The sequence below is a fragment of the Noviherbaspirillum phoenicis genome, from assembly GCF_047237965.1.
Classification (GTDB): Bacteria; Pseudomonadota; Gammaproteobacteria; order Burkholderiales; family Burkholderiaceae_D; genus Noviherbaspirillum_A.
In genome coordinates, this window is sequence record NZ_JBDFLX010000001.1 from 3,614,304 (window position 1) to 3,634,791 (window position 20,488).

A 20,488-nucleotide genomic window follows, 5' to 3' on the forward strand; every position below is an offset into this window, starting at 1 on the left:
TTCGTTCTTGACGATAGGCGTTACTACCCTGGAGATACTCCCCTTTCTCCAGGGTTTTTTTATGCCTGTTCGTCATCCTTCGGCGCATCCTCGGCTTCAGGCGCTTGCGCGGCTTGCGGCGGCAGATTCAGTCCCAGCAGGGTTTCGATGCGTTCGGTCGCTTCTTCCAGGCCAGTGCGCTTCAATGCCGAAAACAGCTGGGCAGTAAACGGGCATGGGCTGCCGTCTTCCTGCACATAGCTGCCCAGCAGGGTACGCGCCTGGCGCAACGCATTGGCAGCGTCATTGCGGTTGAGCTTGTCGGCCTTGCTGAGTATGCAGTGGATGGGCTTGCCGGTTGGCGCAAACCATTCCAGCATCTGGATATCGAGATCGGTGAAGGGGCGGCGTGAATCGACGATCAGCACCAGCGCAGCCAACTGCTCGCGCCGCTGCACATAGTCGCCCAGCAGCCGCTGCCAGTGCAGCTTCGCGTCGCCCGAGACTTCGGCGTAGCCGTAACCCGGCAGGTCCACCAGCAGGCCGCGGATCTCATCGACGCGGGTTTCATCCTTGCGATGCTGGCCCACGTGGGCGCCACCGATGGAAAAGTAGTTGATATGCTGCGTGCGGCCGGGCGTCTTTGAAGCGAACGCCAGCTTTTTCTGGTTGCACAGCACGTTGATCGCGGTGGACTTGCCGGCATTAGAGCGGCCGGCAAAGGCAATTTCGGGCACCCGCGTGCCGGGAAGGTCGCGCAGATGGTTAACGGTAGTAAAGAAGCGTGCCTGCCAGAGTTGGGACATGGTTTGTACAGAATATACTGCTGGGAAGGCGAAAGCCGGAAAGCTATTGTACAATAGGCGGTTAAATGCTGTCGTGCCAGTCAATGAGATTCAGCGCAGGGCAGAATGGACGGCGGTTAAGAATCTAAAATCAAGCCTCAGGGTGTCTGAATGAATCGTGCGTTTCTACCAGTTGCAAAATCCTTGTTTATCGCAATGCTGGCAGTATCCTCCCTGGCTGGTGCTGCCGAAGGCGCCAAAGCCGTGAAAGCGGATCCTGCCAAGGGCGAAACCATTTACACCAATGGCGATGCGTCCCGCAACATTCCCGCATGCGTGGCATGCCATGGCGCTGCCGGTAACTCCACCATCGTCCAGAACCCGAAGCTGGCTGCCCAGCACGAGTCCTATCTCTACAAGCAGCTGAGCAATTTCCGTACACCCGAGCGCAACAATCCCATCATGACGCCGATCGCCAAGGCCATGACGGAAGAAGACATGCACAATGTCGCAGCCTGGCTCGACAAGCAGGAAAGCAAGCCGGGCGCAGCCAAGAACAAGGCCTCGATCGACTTGGGCAAGAAGATTTACCGCGGCGGCATTGCCGAGAAAAACGTGCCGGCCTGCGCAAGCTGCCATGGCGCCAACGGCGCTGGCATCCCGGCGCCTTACGCACGGCTGGCTGGCCAGCATCAGGAATATACGTCCGCGCAGCTGACTGCCTTCCGTGGCGGCGCCCGCAACAACAGCCAGCAGATGACCATGATCGCCAGCCGCCTGTCGGATGCGGAAATAGCAGCAGTTTCGGATTACATCGCCGGCCTCAAATAACAAAACAAGAACAACAAGACCGAATGAAGGGGCGGCCGTGGCTGCCCCTTTTTTTTCGTAATGCAGTCTTGTAGAAACAGCAACGCACAGAGATAGAAACATGAGCACCAGCACCGCAGGCATACAGTTGAAAACCGAGCGCCAGAAACTGGCCGGCGTGGTCGAACTGTTGTCATCCATGCGTTTCGCCATCAGCCTGTTGTCGGTGCTGGCGATTGCTTCCGTGATCGGCACGGTGATGAAGCAGAACGAGCCGATGACGAACTACGTCAATCAGTTCGGCCCGTTCTGGTTCGATGTGTTCGGCAAGCTCGGCCTGTACAGCGTCTATTCCGCCTGGTGGTTCCTGCTGATCCTGGCTTTCCTGGTCATTTCCACTTCGCTGTGCATCATCCGCAATGCGCCGCGCATGCTGGCCGACATGCGCAGCTGGCGCGAGAACGTGCGTGAGCAGTCGCTGCGCAACTTTCACCACAAGGCCGAATGGCGCGGCGAACAGGGCGAGGCGCAATTGGTGCAGCAGAGCGCCGAGCGTATTGCGGCGCATGGCTACAAGGTGAAAATCGTGCAGAAGGACCAGGCCACGCTGATCACCGCCAAGCAGGGCGCCGCCAACAAGTGGGGCTACATCTTTGCGCATAGCGCCATCGTGATCATCTGCGTGGGCGGCCTGCTCGACTCCGATCTGCCTATCCGCTTCCAGGAATGGATGTATGGCAAGACGCCCTTCATGGGCAATGGCGTGATTGCCGAGATCCCGGCCCAACACCGGCTTGGACTGGCCAACCCCACTTTCCGCGGCAATACCCTGATTCCGGAAGGCGGCAGCAGCAGTACGGCCATCATCCCGCGCCAGAACGGGGTGCTGCTGCAGGACCTGCCATTCACCATCAAGCTGGACCGCTTCATCATCGACTTCTATTCCACCGGCATGCCCAAGCTGTTTGCCAGCGAGGTGCAGGTTACCGACCATGAGACCGGCAAGAGCTTTCCGGCCACTATCAAGGTCAACCAGCCGCTGATCTACAAGGGCCTGGCGGTCTACCAGTCCAGCTTCGAGGACGGCGGCAGCAAGCTCAAGGTGACCGGTTACCCGATGAAGGGCGCGGGCAGGGACAGTTTCGTTCTCAATGGCGAAGTCAGCGGCACCACGCCGCTGGTCAACCGCGGCCAGGGCGGCAATGCCGAATACACGATCGAATGGTCGGGCTTCCGGCCCTTCAACGTGGAAAACATGGCGCAGAACGGCCAGGACCTGCGCGCCGTTGCCAAGGGCAAAAGCCTGGCCGATGAACTGCAGCAGCAACTCGGTTCGGCCGGCAAGGGCGCCAATACCAAGGACCTGAAGAATGTCGGCCCCAGCCTGCAGTACAAGCTGCGCGACAAGACCGGCCAGGCGCGTGAATTTCACAACTACATGCAGCCCGTTCTGGTGGACGGCAGCTACGTGTTCCTGACCGGCGTGCGCGATACGCCCAACGAACAGTTCCGCTATCTGCGTATCCCGGCCGACGACAATGATTCGGTCGACGAATGGATGCGCTTACGGGCGGCCCTTCAGAGCCCGGCCATGCGCCTGCAGGCGGCTGAACGCTATGCGCAACGGGCCTTGCCGGGCGGCAGCGATGCGGTGCGCCGGCAACTGGTCGAGTCCTCCCAGAAGGGCATGGACATCTTCGCCGGCAACGACAAGGAAGCAGGCTATGTCGCCGTTGCGCGTTTCCTGGAGCGCATTCCACAGGCGGACCAGGAAAAGGCAGCCGACATCTTCATGAAGATACTCAACGGCAGCCTGTGGGACCTGTGGCAGGTCGCGCGTGAAAAGGACGGCCTGAAGGCGGTGGAGGCGGACGACAAGCACGCCCGCTTCCTGCAGCTGGCGACCAATGCCTACGCCGACGCCTTCTTCTATGGCTCGCCGGTTTACCTCAATCTGACCTCGTTCGATGAGGTCAAGGCATCGGTGTTGCAGGTCACCCGGTCGCCGGGCAAGAATGTGGTCTATCTGGGTTGCCTGTTCCTGGTGCTGGGCGTATTTGCGATGCTCTACATCCGGGAACGCCGGGTCTGGGTATGGATCAAACCCGGAGGCGATGGCCATGCCCATGCGCTGATGGCCATGAGCACCCAGCGCCGCACGCTGGATTTCGACAAGGAATACGACAAGCTGAAGGCAGCCCTGCTGCATGGGCAGGCCGCTTAGTCCAATCAGCGATCCACTATACTGGCAGCCTGTAGGGAATAACGCATCAATGTGGCGCCGCAGGCCGGCGCAACCGGAGAAGAAAGATGGAACTCACGCAGCAACGCACCGCGCAAGGCGTCGCCTATACCCAGCCACCTGGACTGTTCCGGCGCCTTGGCGCCATTGACTGGTTGTACGCACTGGCGCTGGTGGCCGGCGCACTGTTCGCGCTGAACCGGTATGGCGCCTACATGGACATCTACGAAAAGGGCATTCTGCTCCTGTCGGCGCCGACCTTTACCTGGCTGGGCTGGCAATGGAAGCCGGTGCGCTGGCTGATGGCCCTGCTGGCCGTGCTGTCGCTCTCCGCAATATGGATGTATGCCGGCTCGCTGGACATGGCCAATACCCGGTTTTTCCTGAAATACATGTTGTCCAGCCAGTCCGCCATCCTCTGGATGAGCACCCTGTTTTTCCTGTCCACGCTGTTCTACTGGGGCGGCCTGCTCGCCCGCTCCGACTTTGGCGGCGCCATCGGCAGCAAGCTGTGCTGGGCGGCAGTGGTGCTGGGCTTTACCGGCATGCTGGTGCGCTGGTACGAGTCCTATCTGGTCGGCGCCGACGTCGGCCATATTCCGGTCTCCAACCTGTATGAAGTCTTCATCCTGTTCTGCATGATCACCGCGCTGTTCTATCTCTACTACGAGCAGCGCTACGCGACGCGGCAACTGGGCGCCTTCGTGCTGCTGGTCATTTCCGCCGCGGTTGGCTTCCTGCTGTGGTACACCGTGAGCCGCGGCGCAGCCGAGATCCAGCCGCTGGTGCCGGCGCTGCAGAGCTGGTGGATGAAGATCCACGTGCCGGCCAACTTCATCGGCTATGGCACCTTTGCGCTGGCCGCCATGGTCGGCACGGCCTATCTGTGCAAGTCCCATGGCATCCTGGCCGATCGTCTGCCGGCGCTGGAGCTGCTGGACGATGTGATGTACAAGGCAATCGCGGTCGGCTTCGCCTTCTTCACCATTGCCACGATCCTGGGCGGCCTGTGGGCCGCGGAAGCCTGGGGCGGCTACTGGTCCTGGGACCCGAAGGAAACCTGGGCCCTGATCGTCTGGCTCAATTACGCCGCCTGGCTGCACATGCGGTTGATGAAGGGCCTGCGCGGACAGATCGCCGCCTGGTGGGCCTTGGTCGGCTTGCTGGTCACCACGTTTGCTTTCCTGGGCGTGAACATGTTCCTGTCGGGCCTGCATTCCTACGGCCAGTTGTAACCCCTGACTGAGGCCAGCCGGCGTACAACGCGCACGCCGGTTTTGGTGTACTGTTCTCCAGTTAATTCATGCACCCTGGAGCAACACCATGCTGATCAAACGCGGCCCCAACGGCATCGACCTGCCGTACGCATCCGAAATCACGCCCCGTCATGTCTTCGAGTCCCGGCGCCGGTTTGTCCAGCAACTCGCGCTCGGCACCATCGCCGGCGGCGCCCTGCTGGAAATGGCGACCCGCGAAGCCTTTGCGCAAGGCGCCCAGAAGCTCGCGGCCAAGCCCAATCCCGCTTTCGTGGTGATGGACAAGCCCACCAGCTACAAGGACGCCACCACCTATAACAACTTCTATGAATTCGGCACCGACAAGAGCGACCCGGCTCGTTATGCCGGATCGCTCAAGCCGCGGCCATGGACGATTGCCATCGAAGGCGAGGTCAACAAGCCGATGACGCTCGACCTCGACAGCCTGATGAAGCTGGCCCCGCTCGAAGAGCGCATCTACCGGCTGCGCTGCGTCGAAGGCTGGTCCATGGTCGTGCCGTGGGTCGGCTTTTCCCTGTCGGAGCTGATCAGGAAAGTCGAGCCGACCGGCAACGCGAAGTTCGTCGAATTCGTCACCCTTGCCGACAAGGCGCAGATGCCCGGCCTGTCGAGCCCGGTGCTGAAATGGCCTTACGTGGAAGGCCTGCGCATGGACGAGGCCAATCATCCGCTGACCTTGCTGACGGTGGGCATGTATGGCGAAGTGCTGCCGAACCAGAACGGCGCGCCGGTGCGCATCGTGGTGCCGTGGAAGTATGGCTTCAAGTCCGCCAAGTCCATCGTCAAGATCCGCTTCACCAGCAGCCAGCCGAAAACGGCATGGAATGTATCGGCGCCATCGGAGTACGGCTTTTACTCCAACGTCAATCCGGATGTGGATCATCCGCGCTGGTCGCAGGCCAGCGAGCGGCGCATCGGCGAAGACGGCCTGTTCGCCAAGAAGCGCAAGACGCTGATGTTCAATGGCTATAACGAGGTGGCCAGCCTGTACACCGGCATGGACCTGAAGAAGCAGTTCTGATGGCAACCACGCTTGCCAGCCTGGATGCCAGGCAGCTGAAGCTGTTGAAAGGCGTGCTGTTCATCGCCGCCTGCCTGCCTTTCCTGCGTCTGGTGATCTTCACCGTTACCGATCAGCTGGGCGCCAATCCGGTCGAGTTCATCACCCGCAACACCGGCGACTGGACGCTGTATTTTCTCTGCATCACGCTGGCCGTCACGCCCTTGCGGCGTTTCACCGGCTGGAACTGGCTGGTGCGCCTGCGCCGCATGCTGGGCCTGTTCGCCTTCTTCTACGCGTCGCTGCACTTCCTGACCTTCCTCTGGTTCGACCATTTCTTCGATGTCGCGGAAATGCTGAAGGATGTGGTCAAGCGGCCCTTCATCACGGTGGGCTTCGGCGCCTTCCTGCTGCTGATCCCGCTGGCGGCCACCAGCACCAATGCGATGATCAAGCGCCTTGGCGGCAAGCGCTGGCAGTTGCTGCACCGGATGATCTATCTGATCGCGCCGCTGGGCATACTGCATTACTGGTGGATGAAGGCGGGGAAGAATGATTTTTCACAGCCCATCCTGTTCGGGCTGATCGTGGCGGCCCTGCTGCTGCTGCGCCTGTACTGGCGATTCATGCAAGGGCAGGGCGTGCGCGCCCGGGCCGCTGGCTAACGCTGCGCCACCCCGGCGCGCAACCTGCATGGCAAGCCGCGCGCCGCGAGGGGCATGGCAGGCTCAGGGCAGCAGGGACTCCAGCGCGAACAGATCGGCCGGATTCTCGCGCTTGCGCACCAGGTGCAGCTGGTCGCCGTCCACCATGACTTCGGCAGCGCGTCCGCGGGTGTTGTAGTTCGACGCCATCGTCATGCCATACGCGCCGGCCGACATGATGGCCAGCAGGTCGCCGCTTTCGATGGCTAGCGAGCGCGAACGGGCCAGCCAGTCACCTGATTCGCAGACCGGGCCCACCACGTCATAGATCCTGGCTTCCTCTGCGCGCTGCGTCACCTGTTTGACGCCATGCCAGGCTTCATACATCGCCGGACGCATCAGGTCGTTCATTGCCGCATCGACGATCGCGAAGTTCTTGCTTGCGCCATGCTTGAGATACTGGACTTCGGTCACCAGCACGCCGGCATTGCCAACGATGGAGCGGCCCGGCTCGAACAGCACCTTGATGGGCTTGCCCTGATGCTTCCCGTCGCGCCATGCATTGATGCGCGCGAATAGCCGGCCCAGGTAATCGCCAACCGCGACAGGCTGCTCTTCATCATAGGTAATGCCCAGGCCGCCGCCGATGTCCAGGTGGTGCAGCGGTATGCCCAGCGCTTCGAGCTGGTCGACCAGTTCGATCACTTTGTCCAGCGCCTCCAGCAGCGGCGCATCATCCAGCAGTTGCGAGCCGATATGGCAGTCGATGCCGACCACGTGCAGATTCTCCAGGCTGGCCGCGACCTGATAGGTCGACAGCGTATCCTCGTAGGCCACGCCAAACTTGTTTTCCTTCAGCCCGGTCGAGATGTAGGGATGGGTCTTCGCATCGACGTTGGGATTGACGCGCAGCGATACCGGCGCTTTCTTGCCCACTCCGGCCGCAACTTCGTTCAGGCGGTGCAATTCAGGAATGGATTCGACGTTGAAGCACAGGATGTCATGCTCCAGCGCCAGGCGCATTTCCTCGCGCGACTTGCCGACGCCGGAAAAGATCACCTTGCGCGGATCGCCGCCGGCGGCAATGACCCGCAGCAGTTCGCCGCCCGACACGATATCGAAACCCGAGCCCTGCGATGCCAGCAGGCTGAGCACCGCGAGATTGGAATTGGACTTCACCGAATAGCAGACCAAAGCGGCATCGGCGCCGCGCGCATGCTGGCGGCACGCCTGGGCATAGGCGGAAAAATTGTCGATCAGTGCGGCCTTGGAATAGACATAGGTCGGCGTGCCAAAACGCTGGGCGATGGTTTTCAGTGATACGGCTTCGGCGCAGAACTCGCCGTCGCGATAGGAAAAATGCGGCATGGTGAACAGGAGTCAGGGGGTAACGGGCTGGGGCGGTGTTGCGGTGGCGGGCAGGGTCGGCGCCGTGTTGGCCGGACCCGTCTGACGCGGCGCCGGCTTGACCGGCATGTACAGCGGTCCGGTCTGGCCGCAGCCAGCCAGCATCACGGCCAGCGCAATGGCACAGGAACCAGGCAAGTGGAACGGGAAGTTCACGATTAGAATCACGGGTGAATAAACTTAGCGGAGTGTAGCATGACGGATTCAGAATTCCTGGCGCTGGCCGAGGCCACGCTGGACAACATCGAAGGCGCATTCGAGCAGGTCGCCGAGGAAACCGACGTCGACATCGAGTGCAGTCGCAGCGGCAATGTGCTGCAAATCGAGTTTGCCGACAATGGCTCCAAGATCATCGTCAACAGCCAGGCGCCCATGAAGGAAATGTGGATCGCGGCGCGTTCCGGCGGCTTTCATTACCGTCGCGTTGACGACCGCTGGATCAATACCCGCGATGGCTCCGAATTCTATGAAGCGCTGTCGCGCATGGCCAGCGAGCAGGCCGGCATCCCGGTAACGCTGAAGGATGCCGGCTGAGCCGGCTCAGAACAGCTCGTTCTTGACTTCGTCCCGAGTCTTCTCAGGCTCGGTGCCGGCGCCAGTGCCTGGCCCGGCCACGCCCAGTGCGCCAACGCCGGTGCCGGGCGGATATTCGGCATAGTAGTAGTCGCCGCCTGCGGTGATCAGGCCGTCCGGCATGGTCCGCTCATCCACCGGCACGCTCTTGAGCGCCTTCTGCATATAGCTGATCCAGATCGGCAACGCCAGTCCGCCGCCGGTTTCCTTGTTGCCCAGGTTGCGCGGCTGGTCGAATCCTATCCATGAAATGCCCACCAGCTTGGACTGGTAGCCTGCAAACCAGGCATCGATGGAATCGTTGGTGGTGCCGGTCTTGCCCGCGATGTCGGGCCGCTTCAGCACCAGCGCCTTGGTGGCGGTGCCGTGCTTCACCACGTCTTTGAGCATGCTGTCCATCACGTAGGCATTGCGCGCATCGATCACCCGATTCGCTTCGACGCCGGCGCGGTCCGGCTGCACTTCCGACACCACCTTGCCGGAGGCGTCGGTGATGCGGGAAATCAGGTAGGGATTGACCTTGTAGCCGCCATTGGCGAAGACCGCATAGGCCCCAGCCATCTGCAAGGGCGTGACGGCGCCCGCGCCCAGTGCCAGCGTCAGGTAGGCCGGGTTCTTGTCGGCGTCAAAGCCGAAGCGGGTCGCGTATTCCTGCCCATACTTGGCGCCGATGCGGTTGAGGATGCGGATCGAGATCATGTTCTTGGACTTGGTCAGGCCCTTGCGCATGGTCATCGGTCCTTCATACTTGCCATCATAGTTCTTCGGCTCCCATGCCTGGCCGCCGGTCTGGCCGGCATCGAAGGTGAGCGGCGAGTCGTTGATGATGGTGGCTGGCGACAGGCCCTTTTCCAGTGACGCCGAATAGATGAAGGGCTTGAACGACGAGCCGGGCTGGCGCCATGCCTGGGTCACATGATTGAACTTGTTGCGGCTGAAATCGAAGCCGCCGATCAGGGCGCGGATCGCGCCATCTTCCGTGCTGGCCGATACGAAAGCCGATTCCACCTCGGGCATCTGGGTGATGCTCCAGGCCTTGCCTTCCTGGATCACGCGGATGATCGCACCGCGCTTGACGCGCCGGTTGGGCGGCGCCTTGTCGCTCAGCAGATTGCTGGCGAACGCCAGGCCGGGCCCGGTGATGGTGATCTCCTCGCCATTGGCCAGCACCGCGCGCAGAGTCTTAGGATTGGCATCGAGCACCACTGCCGCGATCAGGTCGTCGCTGTCCGGGTGATCCGCCAGCTCGGTCTCGATCGCGTCTTCGGCTTCCTCACGCGCTGCGGGGATGTCCATGTAACCTTCCGGGCCGCGATAGCCATGGCGCTTCTCGTAGTCCATCACGCCGCGCCGCAGCGCGATGTAGGCGGCATCCTGGTCGGCCTTGGTGATGGTGGTGAATACATTCAGGCCACGGGTATAGGTTTCATCGCGAAACTGCTCATAGACCATCTGGCGCGTCATTTCGGCGACGTACTCGGCATGAATGCCAAATTCGGTGGTTTCCGACTTGATCCGCAGCTCTTCCGATTTCGCCGCTGCATAGGCTTCATCGCTGACATAACCCAGGTCATGCATGCGCTGCAGGATGTATTGCTGACGCGCCTTGGCCCGCTTCGGATTGACGACAGGGTTGTTGGCCGACGGCGCCTTGGGCAGGCCGGCCAGCATTGCCGCCTCGGCCAGGGTGATGTCCGACAGCTTCTTGCCGAAATAGACCTGGGCGGCGGAAGCGAAGCCATAAGCGCGCTGTCCCAGGTAGATCTGGTTCATGTAAACCTCGAGGATCTGGTCCTTGCTGAGGTTCTGCTCGATCTTCCATGCCAACAGAACTTCATACAGCTTGCGCTTGAGGGTCTGCTCGCTCGACAGGAAGAAGTTGCGTGCCACCTGTTGGGTGATGGTGGACGCGCCCTGGCGTGCGCCGCCGGACAGGTTGTGTATCGCCGCGCGCAGGATACCCACGTAATCAACGCCGCCGTGCTCATAGAAACGGTCGTCCTCGATCGCCAGCACCGCCTGCTTCATCACATCCGGGATTTCCTTGAAGCGAACGACATTGCGCCGTTCCTCGCCGAACTCGCCAATCATCACGTTATCGGCGGTGAAGATGCGCAGCGGGATCTTGGGACGGTAATCAGTGAGCGTATTGAGTTCGGGCAGATTCGGATACGCCATCGCGAGCATAAAGCCCAGCAATAAAACGCCGATAACAGCTAGGCCTGCGAGCAACCCCATGGTGCCCAAGGCAAGGCGCGCAAACAGATTCATGCGTGGCTTGGGTGGCGGAGCCTTGCGGGAAGGGGAGCCGGAAGTGTTGGGATGGTTCATGCGGGGGGAGGGAAGAAAAGAAGGGGGCGGAGAGAAACAGCAAGTGCTCATTATAACGGCAGCCTGCTTCCCGGAGCTACCGGGGCCGGCAAATCGCTATCCCGGGCAATACCCAAGCCTGGCGTGGGGTTTTGGCAACGGCAAATAGTGTTACCCTACGGAAATTGCTTTACATCCAGAGATTCTTGTTGCTACGATCTGCCGACACTCTTTAAATGCGCTAAATACCGGTATTTAAAGGATTTTTTGACATGTCCGCCGGTGTAACAAATATTAGACAGGCGCACAAATTTCGCGTTCGCTCAGGAAAATTTTCGGAAAGAAACGCTCTTGGCCATGGACCTTACCTCCTTATTGCAAAAGAAAAACGCTCCCCTGATCGGACTAGATATCAGTTCGTCCAGCATCAAGCTGGTGGAGTTGTCGGATGCCGGCAAAGGGGTGCTGCGGCTGGAGCGCTATGCCAGCGAGCCGTTGCCGCGCGGTGCAGTCGTTGACGGCAATATTGACAACATCGAGCAGGTATCGGAAGCCGTCAGGCAGGTTTGGGCAAAAAGCGGCACGCGCGCCAAGCTTGCCGTGCTGGGCATGCCGCCGGCAGCCGTCATCACCAAGAAAATCGTGCTCCCGGGCGGTTTATCGGAAGACGAACTCGAACTCCAGGTGGAAAACGAAGCCAGCCAGTACATTCCGTTTGCGCTCGAAGAAGTCAGTCTCGATTTCGATGTGATCGGCCCGCTGCCCAACTCCCTGGAAGATGTCGAAGTGCTGCTGGCTGCGTCCCGCAAGGAAAAGGTCGAGGACCGTGTGGCGGTCGCCGAGGCTGCCGGCCTCAAGCCCAGGATCATGGATATCGAGTCCTATGCAGCGCGAGCGGCACTGGAACGCGTCATGCGCCAGTTGCCCCAGGGAGGACAGGGACAGATCGTTGCGCTGTTCCAGATCGGCGCGCAGGTCACCCATATTTCGGTGCTGCTGGACGGCCAGCCGCTGTATGAACGGGAGCAACCGTTCGGCGGCAATCAACTGACTCAGGAAATCGCCCGCGCTTACGGCATGACCCCGGAGCAGGCGGAACACAGCAAGCGTTCCGGCGAACTGCCGGAAGGCTACGAGCGCGAACTGCTGGAGCCGTTTCTGGAAAGCGCCGCGGTCGAGGTTACCCGGGCCATCCAGTTCTTCTATACCTCCACTCCCTATACCCGCGTCGACCAGATTTACCTGGCTGGCGGCTGTGCAAGCATTCCCGGACTGGTCGACATCGTCGCCAGCCGCACCAAGGTGTCCACGGCTGTCGTCAGCCCCTTCCAGGGCATGCAGCTGGGTACGTCGATTCGTGAAAAACAATTGCGCGCCGAAGCGCCGGCATATCTCGTTGCCTGCGGACTGGCCATGCGGAGGTTTGACTGATGGTCAGAATCAACCTTCTTCCCCACAGGGAAGCCCGGCGCAAGGAGCGCAAGACCGCCTTCGTCGCCATGCTGGTCGCGGCGATGTTTGCCGGCGGCCTGCTGGTGATCGTCGTTGGCGGCGTGATCTCGTCGCGCATCGCAGTGCAGAACGAGCGCAATGAATTCATCCAGGCGGAAAACACCAAGCTTGATGTGCAGATCAGGGAAATCGCCACCCTGAAGCAGGAAATCGCGGCCCTGAAGGCGCGCCAGCAGGCGGTGGAAGACTTGCAGAGCGACCGCAACCAGCCCGTGTATCTGATGGACGAACTGGTCAAGCAGGTGCCGGATGGAATCTACCTGCGCGCATTCAAGCAGGCCGGACAAAAGGTCACGCTCAATGGCCATGCGCAGTCGAACGAGCATGTTTCCACGCTGTTGCGCAACCTGGGCAATGTGTCGCCCTGGCTGGAGCAGCCCGAGCTGGTGGAAATCCGTGCCGCGACGACAGGGCAGGGCAAGGACCTGCGCCGGGTATTTGAATTTACCGTGAACGTGGCGATCAAGCGCTCGCCCAGGACGGAAGCCACGCCGGCAATTGTGCCGGTATCCGTTGCTTCCAATCGCCCGTAAAGCCAGGGACACCAGATGGCAACTATGAAACGCTTCGACATCGCCGCTCAGTTCCAGAATCTGAACGGGCGCCACCCTGGGCAATGGCCCCTGCTGCCGCGCGCGCTGTGCGGCGTGGGCGTGCTGACGGCGGTGCTGGCGCTGGGCTGGTTCTTCTACTGGGATGCGCAGCTTGAAGACCTGAGCCAGGGCGAGCGGCGGGAACAGGAACTGCGCGAGGCCTACAAGAGCAAGGTGCAGCAGGCGGTCAATCTCGATGCGCTGAGAAAGCAGAAGGAACAGGTCGGCGAATATGTCGCCACCCTGGAAAAGCAGTTGCCCAGCAAGGCGGAAATGGACGCGCTGCTGTCGGACATCAATCAGGCAGGCCTGGGACGTGGCCTGCAGTTTGAATTGTTCAAGCCCGGGCAAGTCGTGGTGAAGGACTACTACGCCGAACTGCCGATCGATATCAAGATCACCGGCAACTATCACGATGTCGCCGCCTTCACCAGCGACATTGCCAACCTGCCACGCATCGTCACCCTGAATAATCTGAGCCTAGCCACGGGTAAGGACAACAACATGTTGAGCATGGAAGCGGTGGCCAAGACATTCCGCTATCTGGACAAGGAAGAAGTGGCTGCGCAACGCAAGGCCGAAGCGGACGCCAAGAAGGGAGCGAAGAAATGACGCTACTGCGGATCGGGCGAGCGCTTTGCTGCTGCCTGTTGCCTTCCATGCTGGCCGCATGCGGCGACGGCGGCATTGCCGAAGTCAGGCAATGGATGGATGAAACCCGCCGGCAGGCCCGGGTGGTGGTGCCAAAGCTGGCCGAGCCCAAGAAATTCATTCCCTTCACCTATGCCGGCAGAAGTGCGACCGATCCCTACAGCCCGGCCAAGTTCATCAATGCGGCGCCGGTAGCGGGGACTGGTGGCGCTTTCAAGCCCAATCTTGACCGCCGGCGCGAAGCGCTGGAGTCCTACCCGCTGGATAACCTGAAAATGGTGGGCACGCTGCAGAAACAAGGGGCAAGTTTTGTGCTGGTACAGGCAGACCGCACCGTATTTCAGGCCAGGGTTGGCAATTACATCGGTCAGAACATGGGCCAGATCACCAAAATTACCGACAGCGAAGTGGAACTGAAGGAAGTCGTACAGGATGCGTCCGGCGAATGGGTCGAGCGCACAGCCAAGCTGGAGCTGCAGGAGAACAAAAAATGATCAATCAAAACTATCGTGCCCTTGTCCGTGGCTCTGTCGCAGTCTGCATTGCCGGCGCTTTCGGCATCAGCCATGCGCAGGAAAATACCATCGAGTCCATCGCCGCCAATCAGCAGGGTTCGAATGTGATCGTCAAGGTCGCCATGAAGAATCCGGTACAGAAGCCGCCCATCGGATTTTCGATCACGAGTCCAGCCCGCATCGCACTGGATTTCGCCGGGACTAACAGCGCCATCAAGACGCCCATGCAGGAAATCGGCGTTGGCGATGTGCGCAGCGTCAATATCGTTCAGGCGGGCGAGCGTTCGAGGCTGGTCTTCAACCTGAATCGCCCGCTGAATTACGCAACGGCGGTTGATGGCAATATCGTCACGGTCACCATCGATGGCTCGGGCGGCGTTGCGCGCGCAGTCAATGCCGCTGGCGTGCCGGTGGTGCAGGCAGTGCCGGCGCCGGCACCTGGGGCTGCCATCGCAGGCAAGCCAGCAATACGCGACATCGATTTTCGTCGTGGCGTGGCGGGCGAAGGCCGGGTCGTGATCGATCTGCCTGCCAGCCAAGTCGGCGTCGACGTGCGGCAACAAGGTCAGAAAATCGTGGTCGATCTGATGAAGGCCAGTTTGCCCGAGGTCTTGCGGCGTCGCATGGATGTCGGCGACTTCGGCACGCCAGTGCAAACCGTGACGGCGACAGCGCAGGGTGAAAATGTCCGGATGGTGATCGAGCCCAAGGGCCTGTGGGAACACAGCGCCTATCAGAGCGACTCGCAACTGGTCGTCGAGGTGCGTCCGTTGAAGGAAGAAGCGAACAAGCTTAGCCAGGGTAACCAGGGATATCGCGGCGAGAAGCTGTCGCTCAATTTCCAGAACGTGGAAGTGCGTGCGGTGCTGCAGGTGATTGCCGATTTCACGGGGCTCAACATCATTACCAGCGACACCGTCGCCGGCAACCTGACCTTGCGCTTGAAAGACGTGCCGTGGGACCAGGCGCTGGACATCGTGATGCAGGCCAAGGGCCTGGACATGCGTAAGAACGGCAATGTGCTGTGGATAGCCCCGAAAGACGAACTGCTGACCAAGGAAAAGCTGGAACTGGAGCAACGGTCGCAGATCGCGGAACTCGAACCGCTGCGCACCGAGACATTCCAGCTCAATTACCAGAAAGCCGAATCATTCAAGGGCATCCTGGACAATGCCGGAGGCAGTGGCCGGACCATCCTGTCCAAGCGCGGCAGCGCCGTGATCGATCCGAGGACCAACCAGCTTTTCGTCACCGACATCGGTTCCAAGGTCGAAGAAATCCGCAAGCTGGTGCAGAAGACCGACATTGCAAGCCGGCAGGTGCTGATCGAAGCGCGGATCGTCGAAGCGAACGACACTTTCAGCCGCAATCTCGGTGCAAAGCTCGGCTTTGGCGTGCAGAACAACAATGCCAACATCGGCGGCCAGCAAGGACTGACGACCAATGTGCCTACGCCCATACAGGGAAATTCCGTCAATCTGCCAGCGGCCGCAATCAATGGCGCTACGGCAGGCTCCGTCGCGCTGACGCTGTTCAATTCGGCGGCGACACGCTTCATCAGCCTGGAACTGTCCGCGCTCGAGTCGGATGGCAAAGGCAAGGTGCTGTCCAGTCCGCGCGTGATTACCGCCGACCAGCTCAAGGCCACCATCGAACAGGGCACCGAGCTGCCTTATCAGACCGCAACCAGCAGCGGCGCCACTGCCTTGTCGTTCCGGAAGGCAAATCTGAAACTCGAAGTCATTCCGCAAATCACGCCTGACGGCAATGTGATTCTCGATGTCGACGTCAACAAGGACAGCGTCGGCCAGCAAACCACCAACGGACTGGCAATCGATACCAAGCATGTCAAGACCCAGGTTTTGATTGAAAACGGCGGCACCGTGGTGATCGGCGGTATTTATATCCAGGAAGATCGCGATACAATCAACAAAGTACCGGTGCTTGGTGACATACCGGTCATGGGGAACCTGTTCAGGCAAACAGCACGCAAGGCCGACAAGACTGAATTGCTGATCTTTCTGACGCCCAAGGTTCTCAGCGATAAACTGGCCGTGAGGTAAAAGAGAATTGAATTTCCTGAAGGCAGTGTCCAGCACTGCACGAAGCCCGTGGTAATCCCGAAAGAGGGAACGGGCAACATCTTTCTGGTAGGACTGATGGGTTCCGGCAAGACGACAGTCGGTCGCGCGCTCGCAAAAAAACTCAATAAACGCTTCTTTGATTCCGACCACGAAATTGAAGCGCGTACCGGCGCGTCGATTCCCCTGATCTTCGAAATCGAAGGCGAAGCCTCATTCCGGCAGCGGGAAGCGGACATGATCCGCGACCTGACTGCCTGTGACGGCATCGTGCTGGCCACCGGCGGCGGCAGCATTCTCAATCCGCAAAGTCGTGAATATCTGAAGTCGCGTGGACTGGTGATCTATCTGCGTGCCGGTGTCAGCAGCATCCTGCAACGCACCGGGCACGACAAGAATCGCCCCTTACTGCAAACAGCCGACCCGCGTCGCCGGCTGGAAGAACTGACCATTCAGCGAGAGCCCTATTACAGGGAAGTGGCGGACATCGTGATCGAGACCGGGCGCCCTAACGTACAATACTTGGTTCAATCCATTGTGGCGCAACTGGATAGTCTTGCAGCAACACGCGAGCCTGCCGCTGTGCCTGTGTCCTGTACCGATACCATGAACCAAGCTGTCTCTGCTGCCGAAAGCGTCTCCCTCAATGTCGACCTCGGCGAGCGTAGTTACCCGATCGTCATCGGCCAGTCCCTGCTGGCCCGGAGCAATGGCGTCGCGGATGCCGTTGCTGGGAAGCGCGCTGCAGTCGTGACCAATACGATCGTTGCTCCAATTTACCTTGAAGTCGTCGAACAGTCCCTGCTTGCCGCTGGCAAGCAGCTAACACGCATTATTCTGCCGGACGGCGAAGAGCACAAAAATTGGGAAAACCTGCAGCGCATCTATGATGGATTGCTGGCCGACCAGTGCGACCGCAAGACCACCATCATTGCCCTGGGCGGTGGCGTCATCGGTGACATGGCAGGCTTTGCAGCGGCAACCTACATGCGTGGCGTGCCCTTCGTGCAGGTGCCGACCACACTGCTTGCTCAGGTGGATTCATCTGTTGGCGGCAAGACAGGCATAAACCATCCGCTGGGCAAGAACATGATAGGCGCGTTCTACCAGCCCCAGGCCGTCATCGCCGACACCTCCACGCTCAATACCCTGCCCGCCAGGGAACTGTCCGCCGGCCTTGCCGAAGTGATCAAGCACGGCGCAATCATCGATGCGGCATTTTTTGACTGGATCGAAGCGCATATCGACGAACTGCTGGCGCGTGATCCTGCTGCGCTGGCCTATGCAATCAAGCGGTCATGTGAAATCAAGGCGGACGTCGTGCGTCAGGACGAGCGCGAGGGAGGCTTGCGCGCCATCCTTAATTTCGGACATACCTTCGGCCATGCGATCGAATCCGGCATGGGCTACGGTGAATGGCTCCATGGCGAAGCCGTGGGTTGCGGCATGGTGATGGCGGCAGACCTGTCTCATCGGCTGGGCTATATCGATGCCAGCGAGCGGAACCGGATTGCAGCACTGGTGCGGGCGGCAGGCTTGCCTGACGTCGCGCCTGACTTGGGCGCGGAGCGCTGGCTCGAACTGATGCAAGTCGACAAGAAAAACGAAGGCGGGCAGATTCGCTTCATTCTGCTCAAGCCGCTGGGCAAGCCCATCATTACGACTGTTCCGCAAGACGTGCTGCTTGAAACCCTGAAAGCCTGTACCAGAAGCTGATCATGGACTTTGAAGCCTACCTCGCCCCGTACGCTGCGACATCATCGCATTCCAGGGGGCGGCGGTATGCCGAGCCCGCAAGCACATCCCGCACGGAGTTCCAGCGCGACCGCGATCGCATCGTGCATTGCGGCGCTTTTCGCCGGCTGGAATACAAGACCCAGGTATTCGTCAACCATGAGGGTGACCTGTTCCGGACCCGGCTGACGCATAGTATCGAAGTCGCCCAGATTGCCCGCTCGATTGCGCGCAACCTGGGCCTCAATGAAGACCTGGTGGAAGCGATCTCCCTGGCGCACGACCTTGGCCATACGCCGTTCGGCCACGCCGGCCAGGATGCGCTGCATGTCTGCATGAAGGAGTACGGCGGATTCGAACACAATCTGCAGAGCCTGCGGGTGGTGGATATGCTCGAACAGCGTTATGGCGGTTTCGACGGGCTCAACCTCATGTTTGAAACACGCGAGGGGATCCTGAAGCATTGCACGGCTGCCCATGCCGCGGAGCTAGGCGACATCGGAAAGCGGTTTCTGGAAAAGAAGCAGCCAACGCTGGAAGCGCAGTTGGCCAACCTGGCCGACGAAATTGCCTACAACAACCATGATATCGATGACGGCCTGCGCTCGGGGCTGCTGACTGTCGAGCAGCTGGAAACCATCGATTTCTTCGCTCGTCACAAGCGCGAGGCGGAAGCGGCGTTTCCAGGAATCGGTGGGCGCCGGGCCATCAATGAAACGGTGCGCCGGATGATCAATGCATTGATCATCGATCTGATCGACACGTCCAGAGAACGCATACGCGCAAGCGGCGTGCAAACCGTTGAAGAAGTGCGCATTGCCGGCCCGCTGATTGCTTTCTCTGAGAGCATGCGCAGCGAAGCGTTGCTGCTCAAGCGCTTCCTGCGCAAGAACCTGTATCAGCACTACCAAGTCAATCGGATGACCAGCAAGGCACGTCGTGTCGTGACGGAGCTATTCCATATCTTCATGGAAGAGCCAGCGCTCCTGCCGCCTTCCTACCAGACTGCGCGCGATGCCGGCATCGATGACACACAGCACACCGCAGTGCAGGCGCGCAGCGTCTCGGACTACATTGCGGGCATGACGGACCGTTACGCGATGCGGGAGCACCGGCGCCTGTTTGCGATCGAGGAAACCTGAAGCTGCCGTGCCCGATGGCACGGCAAACAGCAATGCGATCAGGCCAAGTCGCGTAGTGGATGGGCGTAATCAGGCCAGACGTCGATGAAATAGCCGCTGACCTGTTCAGGCCGCACTTCTGACAGATCGGCAGGTGACCAGCGCGGTGCATTGTCTTTTTCAATCACGCGTGCCCGTATGCCTTCCAGCACTTCGGTGCCTTCAAATGAGCGTCGGATCATCACGCGTTCCATGCGAAGGCAATCGGCCACTGACAGCGTGGCGCCACGCCGCAGCTGTTCCAGGGTCACGCACAACAGCAGGGGAGAGCCGCGGCGCATGGCATTGAGTGACTTGTCTGCGAAGTCACTGCTGTCACTGGCAAGCGAATCCACGATGGCGGCGACGCTGTCATGCGCAAAATGGCGATCGATTTCCGCACGCTGCCGGGCCAGCATGCTGTTTCCGGGATCGGCTTCCGAAAGATAGGGCGCTGCGAAGCGGCGTATCTTTTCAGTGATTTGCTTGCCGGTTGCCATCGGCTCTGTTTCGAGCATGGACAGCAGCTCGGGCAGTACGGAGGAAGGAACGAAAACATCGGCCAGTCCGGCGTAGAGTGCATCGGCGGCGGCAATGGTCTGTCCCGTCAGTCCCAGCCACACGCCCAGTTCGCCAGGCAGACGGGAAAGGAAATAGCCGCCGCCTACATCCGGGAAAAGACCGATATGCACCTCAGGCATCGCCATCGCAGTCTTGTCGGTCACGATGCGCAACTGGCTATGCGCGCTACCCTGCGAGATTCCCATGCCGCCGCCCATGACGATGCCGTCCATCAGGGCGATGTAAGGCTTGCTGTAATGGTGAATCAGATGATTCAGTGCGTACTCTTCAGTGAAGAAGTCTTCCAGCAAGGCGCTGCCACCGGCCGGACCCGCAGTGCCGACATCGTAGAAAAAGCGGATGTCGCCACCCGCACAGAAAGCGCGCTGGCTGCTTGATCGTATGACGACTGCGAATACATCATCATTGGCTTGCCATTCGCGCAGGAGCGCAGTCAGCGCTCTTATCATGTCCAGCGACAAGGCATTCAATGCCTTGGCCCGATCAAGGGTAATGAATCCGATATGGTTTGTTATGGTGCCTGTAAGGTGTGCGCTCATGTTGGGCTGATCAGGAGCGCCTGACAAAAGATGCCTTCATCGTTCTTGAGGCTTGATTACCTGTGCAAGTACCTGCTATTGGTCCGGATGAGCG

The 20,488-nt window shown here is 60.2% G+C and carries 18 protein-coding genes; 13 read left to right on the top strand and 5 right to left on the bottom strand.

The features are described from left to right. Positions 1-59: 59 nt before the first annotated feature. On the bottom strand, positions 60-785 hold the full coding sequence (gene yihA / locus ABC383_RS16190) for a ribosome biogenesis GTP-binding protein YihA/YsxC (protein WP_413015076.1): 726 nt from the start codon (positions 783-785) through the stop codon (positions 60-62). A 150-nt stretch (positions 786-935) separates the two neighbouring features. Here yihA and ABC383_RS16195 point away from each other — a divergent pair, with 150 nt between their 5' ends. The 5 genes from ABC383_RS16195 (at position 936) to ABC383_RS16215 (ending at position 6,758) form a co-directional block, all read left to right on the top strand. Beyond that, positions 936-1,595: a c-type cytochrome gene (locus ABC383_RS16195; RefSeq protein WP_413015077.1), complete on the top strand. Its 660-nt coding sequence runs from the start codon at positions 936-938 to the stop codon at positions 1,593-1,595. A gap of 100 nt (positions 1,596-1,695) precedes the next feature. Next, positions 1,696-3,798 carry a cytochrome c biogenesis protein ResB gene (locus tag ABC383_RS16200; protein WP_413015078.1) on the top strand — a complete coding sequence of 701 codons (2,103 nt, stop codon included), beginning with the start codon at positions 1,696-1,698 and terminating at the stop codon, positions 3,796-3,798. Positions 3,799-3,884: 86 nt separating this feature from the next. Continuing rightward, positions 3,885-5,051 carry a c-type cytochrome biogenesis protein CcsB gene (gene ccsB / locus ABC383_RS16205; RefSeq protein WP_413015079.1) on the top strand — a complete coding sequence of 389 codons (1,167 nt, stop codon included), beginning with the start codon at positions 3,885-3,887 and terminating at the stop codon, positions 5,049-5,051. An 88-nt stretch (positions 5,052-5,139) separates the two neighbouring features. Continuing rightward, entirely contained in the window at positions 5,140-6,114 is a 975-nt protein-coding gene (gene msrP / locus ABC383_RS16210; protein WP_413015080.1) for a protein-methionine-sulfoxide reductase catalytic subunit MsrP, read from the top strand. Then, positions 6,114-6,758: a protein-methionine-sulfoxide reductase heme-binding subunit MsrQ gene (locus ABC383_RS16215; protein ID WP_413015081.1), complete on the top strand. Its 645-nt coding sequence runs from the start codon at positions 6,114-6,116 to the stop codon at positions 6,756-6,758. The genes msrP and ABC383_RS16215 overlap by 1 nt, the downstream gene beginning before the upstream one ends. Positions 6,759-6,821: 63 nt before the next feature. Here ABC383_RS16215 and lysA read toward each other — a convergent pair whose 3' ends face one another. Both lysA and lptM read right to left on the bottom strand, forming a co-directional pair. Further along, a complete protein-coding gene (gene lysA / locus ABC383_RS16220; RefSeq protein WP_413015082.1) occupies positions 6,822-8,105 on the bottom strand; it encodes a diaminopimelate decarboxylase in 1,284 nt (427 codons plus the stop codon). A gap of 12 nt (positions 8,106-8,117) precedes the next feature. After that, positions 8,118-8,300: an LPS translocon maturation chaperone LptM gene (gene lptM, locus ABC383_RS16225; protein ID WP_413015083.1), complete on the bottom strand. Its 183-nt coding sequence runs from the start codon at positions 8,298-8,300 to the stop codon at positions 8,118-8,120. Between the two features lie 39 nt (positions 8,301-8,339). Between lptM and cyaY the strand changes: the two genes are divergently transcribed. Beyond that, on the top strand, positions 8,340-8,678 hold the full coding sequence (cyaY, locus tag ABC383_RS16230) for an iron donor protein CyaY (protein ID WP_413015084.1): 339 nt from the start codon (positions 8,340-8,342) through the stop codon (positions 8,676-8,678). A 6-nt stretch (positions 8,679-8,684) separates the two neighbouring features. On the opposite strand, the gene ABC383_RS16235 is transcribed toward cyaY, so the two are convergent. Continuing rightward, on the bottom strand, positions 8,685-11,048 hold the full coding sequence (locus ABC383_RS16235; RefSeq protein ID WP_413015085.1) for a penicillin-binding protein 1A: 2,364 nt from the start codon (positions 11,046-11,048) through the stop codon (positions 8,685-8,687). Positions 11,049-11,384: 336 nt separating this feature from the next. Between ABC383_RS16235 and ABC383_RS16240 the strand changes: the two genes are divergently transcribed. From ABC383_RS16240 to ABC383_RS16270, 7 genes are all read left to right on the top strand, one after another. Then, positions 11,385-12,458 carry a pilus assembly protein PilM gene (locus ABC383_RS16240; RefSeq protein WP_413015086.1) on the top strand — a complete coding sequence of 358 codons (1,074 nt, stop codon included), beginning with the start codon at positions 11,385-11,387 and terminating at the stop codon, positions 12,456-12,458. Beyond that, a complete protein-coding gene (locus tag ABC383_RS16245; RefSeq protein ID WP_413015087.1) occupies positions 12,458-13,072 on the top strand; it encodes a PilN domain-containing protein in 615 nt (204 codons plus the stop codon). The genes ABC383_RS16240 and ABC383_RS16245 overlap by 1 nt, the downstream gene beginning before the upstream one ends. A 15-nt stretch (positions 13,073-13,087) precedes the next feature. Continuing rightward, on the top strand, positions 13,088-13,744 hold the full coding sequence (locus tag ABC383_RS16250; protein WP_413015088.1) for a type IV pilus inner membrane component PilO: 657 nt from the start codon (positions 13,088-13,090) through the stop codon (positions 13,742-13,744). Then, complete coding sequence (locus ABC383_RS16255; RefSeq protein ID WP_413015089.1) at positions 13,741-14,277, top strand: pilus assembly protein PilP; 537 nt, start codon at positions 13,741-13,743, stop codon at positions 14,275-14,277. Before ABC383_RS16250 ends, ABC383_RS16255 begins: the two co-directional genes overlap by 4 nt. Then, positions 14,274-16,361, top strand: coding sequence for a type IV pilus secretin PilQ (locus ABC383_RS16260; protein ID WP_413015090.1), 2,088 nt, complete (start codon positions 14,274-14,276; stop codon positions 16,359-16,361). Before ABC383_RS16255 ends, ABC383_RS16260 begins: the two co-directional genes overlap by 4 nt. Before the next feature lie 96 nt (positions 16,362-16,457). After that, positions 16,458-18,095, top strand: a complete 1,638-nt coding sequence (gene aroKB, locus ABC383_RS16265; RefSeq protein ID WP_413016391.1) for a bifunctional shikimate kinase/3-dehydroquinate synthase AroKB — start codon at positions 16,458-16,460, stop codon at positions 18,093-18,095. A gap of 2 nt (positions 18,096-18,097) precedes the next feature. Further along, on the top strand, positions 18,098-19,255 hold the full coding sequence (locus ABC383_RS16270; RefSeq protein ID WP_413015092.1) for a deoxyguanosinetriphosphate triphosphohydrolase: 1,158 nt from the start codon (positions 18,098-18,100) through the stop codon (positions 19,253-19,255). A 38-nt stretch (positions 19,256-19,293) separates the two neighbouring features. Here ABC383_RS16270 and ABC383_RS16275 read toward each other — a convergent pair whose 3' ends face one another. After that, a complete protein-coding gene (locus tag ABC383_RS16275) occupies positions 19,294-20,394 on the bottom strand; it encodes an enoyl-CoA hydratase/isomerase family protein (RefSeq protein WP_413015094.1) in 1,101 nt (366 codons plus the stop codon). Positions 20,395-20,488 lie beyond the last annotated feature (94 nt).

Bases quoted from the DNA above. Each gene is read 5' to 3' on its own strand.
- yihA (WP_413015076.1), bottom strand. From the start codon at position 785: ATGTCCCAACTCTGGCAGGCACGCTTCTTTACTACCGTTAACCATCTG.
- ABC383_RS16195 (WP_413015077.1), top strand. From the start codon at position 936: ATGAATCGTGCGTTTCTACCAGTTGCAAAATCCTTGTTTATCGCAATG.
- ABC383_RS16200 (WP_413015078.1), top strand. From the start codon at position 1,696: ATGAGCACCAGCACCGCAGGCATACAGTTGAAAACCGAGCGCCAGAAA.
- ccsB (WP_413015079.1), top strand. From the start codon at position 3,885: ATGGAACTCACGCAGCAACGCACCGCGCAAGGCGTCGCCTATACCCAG.
- msrP (WP_413015080.1), top strand. From the start codon at position 5,140: ATGCTGATCAAACGCGGCCCCAACGGCATCGACCTGCCGTACGCATCC.
- ABC383_RS16215 (WP_413015081.1), top strand. From the start codon at position 6,114: ATGGCAACCACGCTTGCCAGCCTGGATGCCAGGCAGCTGAAGCTGTTG.
- lysA (WP_413015082.1), bottom strand. From the start codon at position 8,105: ATGCCGCATTTTTCCTATCGCGACGGCGAGTTCTGCGCCGAAGCCGTA.
- cyaY (WP_413015084.1), top strand. From the start codon at position 8,340: ATGACGGATTCAGAATTCCTGGCGCTGGCCGAGGCCACGCTGGACAAC.
- ABC383_RS16235 (WP_413015085.1), bottom strand. From the start codon at position 11,048: ATGAACCATCCCAACACTTCCGGCTCCCCTTCCCGCAAGGCTCCGCCA.
- ABC383_RS16240 (WP_413015086.1), top strand. From the start codon at position 11,385: ATGGACCTTACCTCCTTATTGCAAAAGAAAAACGCTCCCCTGATCGGA.
- ABC383_RS16245 (WP_413015087.1), top strand. From the start codon at position 12,458: ATGGTCAGAATCAACCTTCTTCCCCACAGGGAAGCCCGGCGCAAGGAG.
- ABC383_RS16250 (WP_413015088.1), top strand. From the start codon at position 13,088: ATGGCAACTATGAAACGCTTCGACATCGCCGCTCAGTTCCAGAATCTG.
- ABC383_RS16255 (WP_413015089.1), top strand. From the start codon at position 13,741: ATGACGCTACTGCGGATCGGGCGAGCGCTTTGCTGCTGCCTGTTGCCT.
- ABC383_RS16260 (WP_413015090.1), top strand. From the start codon at position 14,274: ATGATCAATCAAAACTATCGTGCCCTTGTCCGTGGCTCTGTCGCAGTC.
- aroKB (WP_413016391.1), top strand. From the start codon at position 16,458: ATGGGTTCCGGCAAGACGACAGTCGGTCGCGCGCTCGCAAAAAAACTC.
- ABC383_RS16270 (WP_413015092.1), top strand. From the start codon at position 18,098: ATGGACTTTGAAGCCTACCTCGCCCCGTACGCTGCGACATCATCGCAT.
- ABC383_RS16275 (WP_413015094.1), bottom strand. From the start codon at position 20,394: ATGAGCGCACACCTTACAGGCACCATAACAAACCATATCGGATTCATT.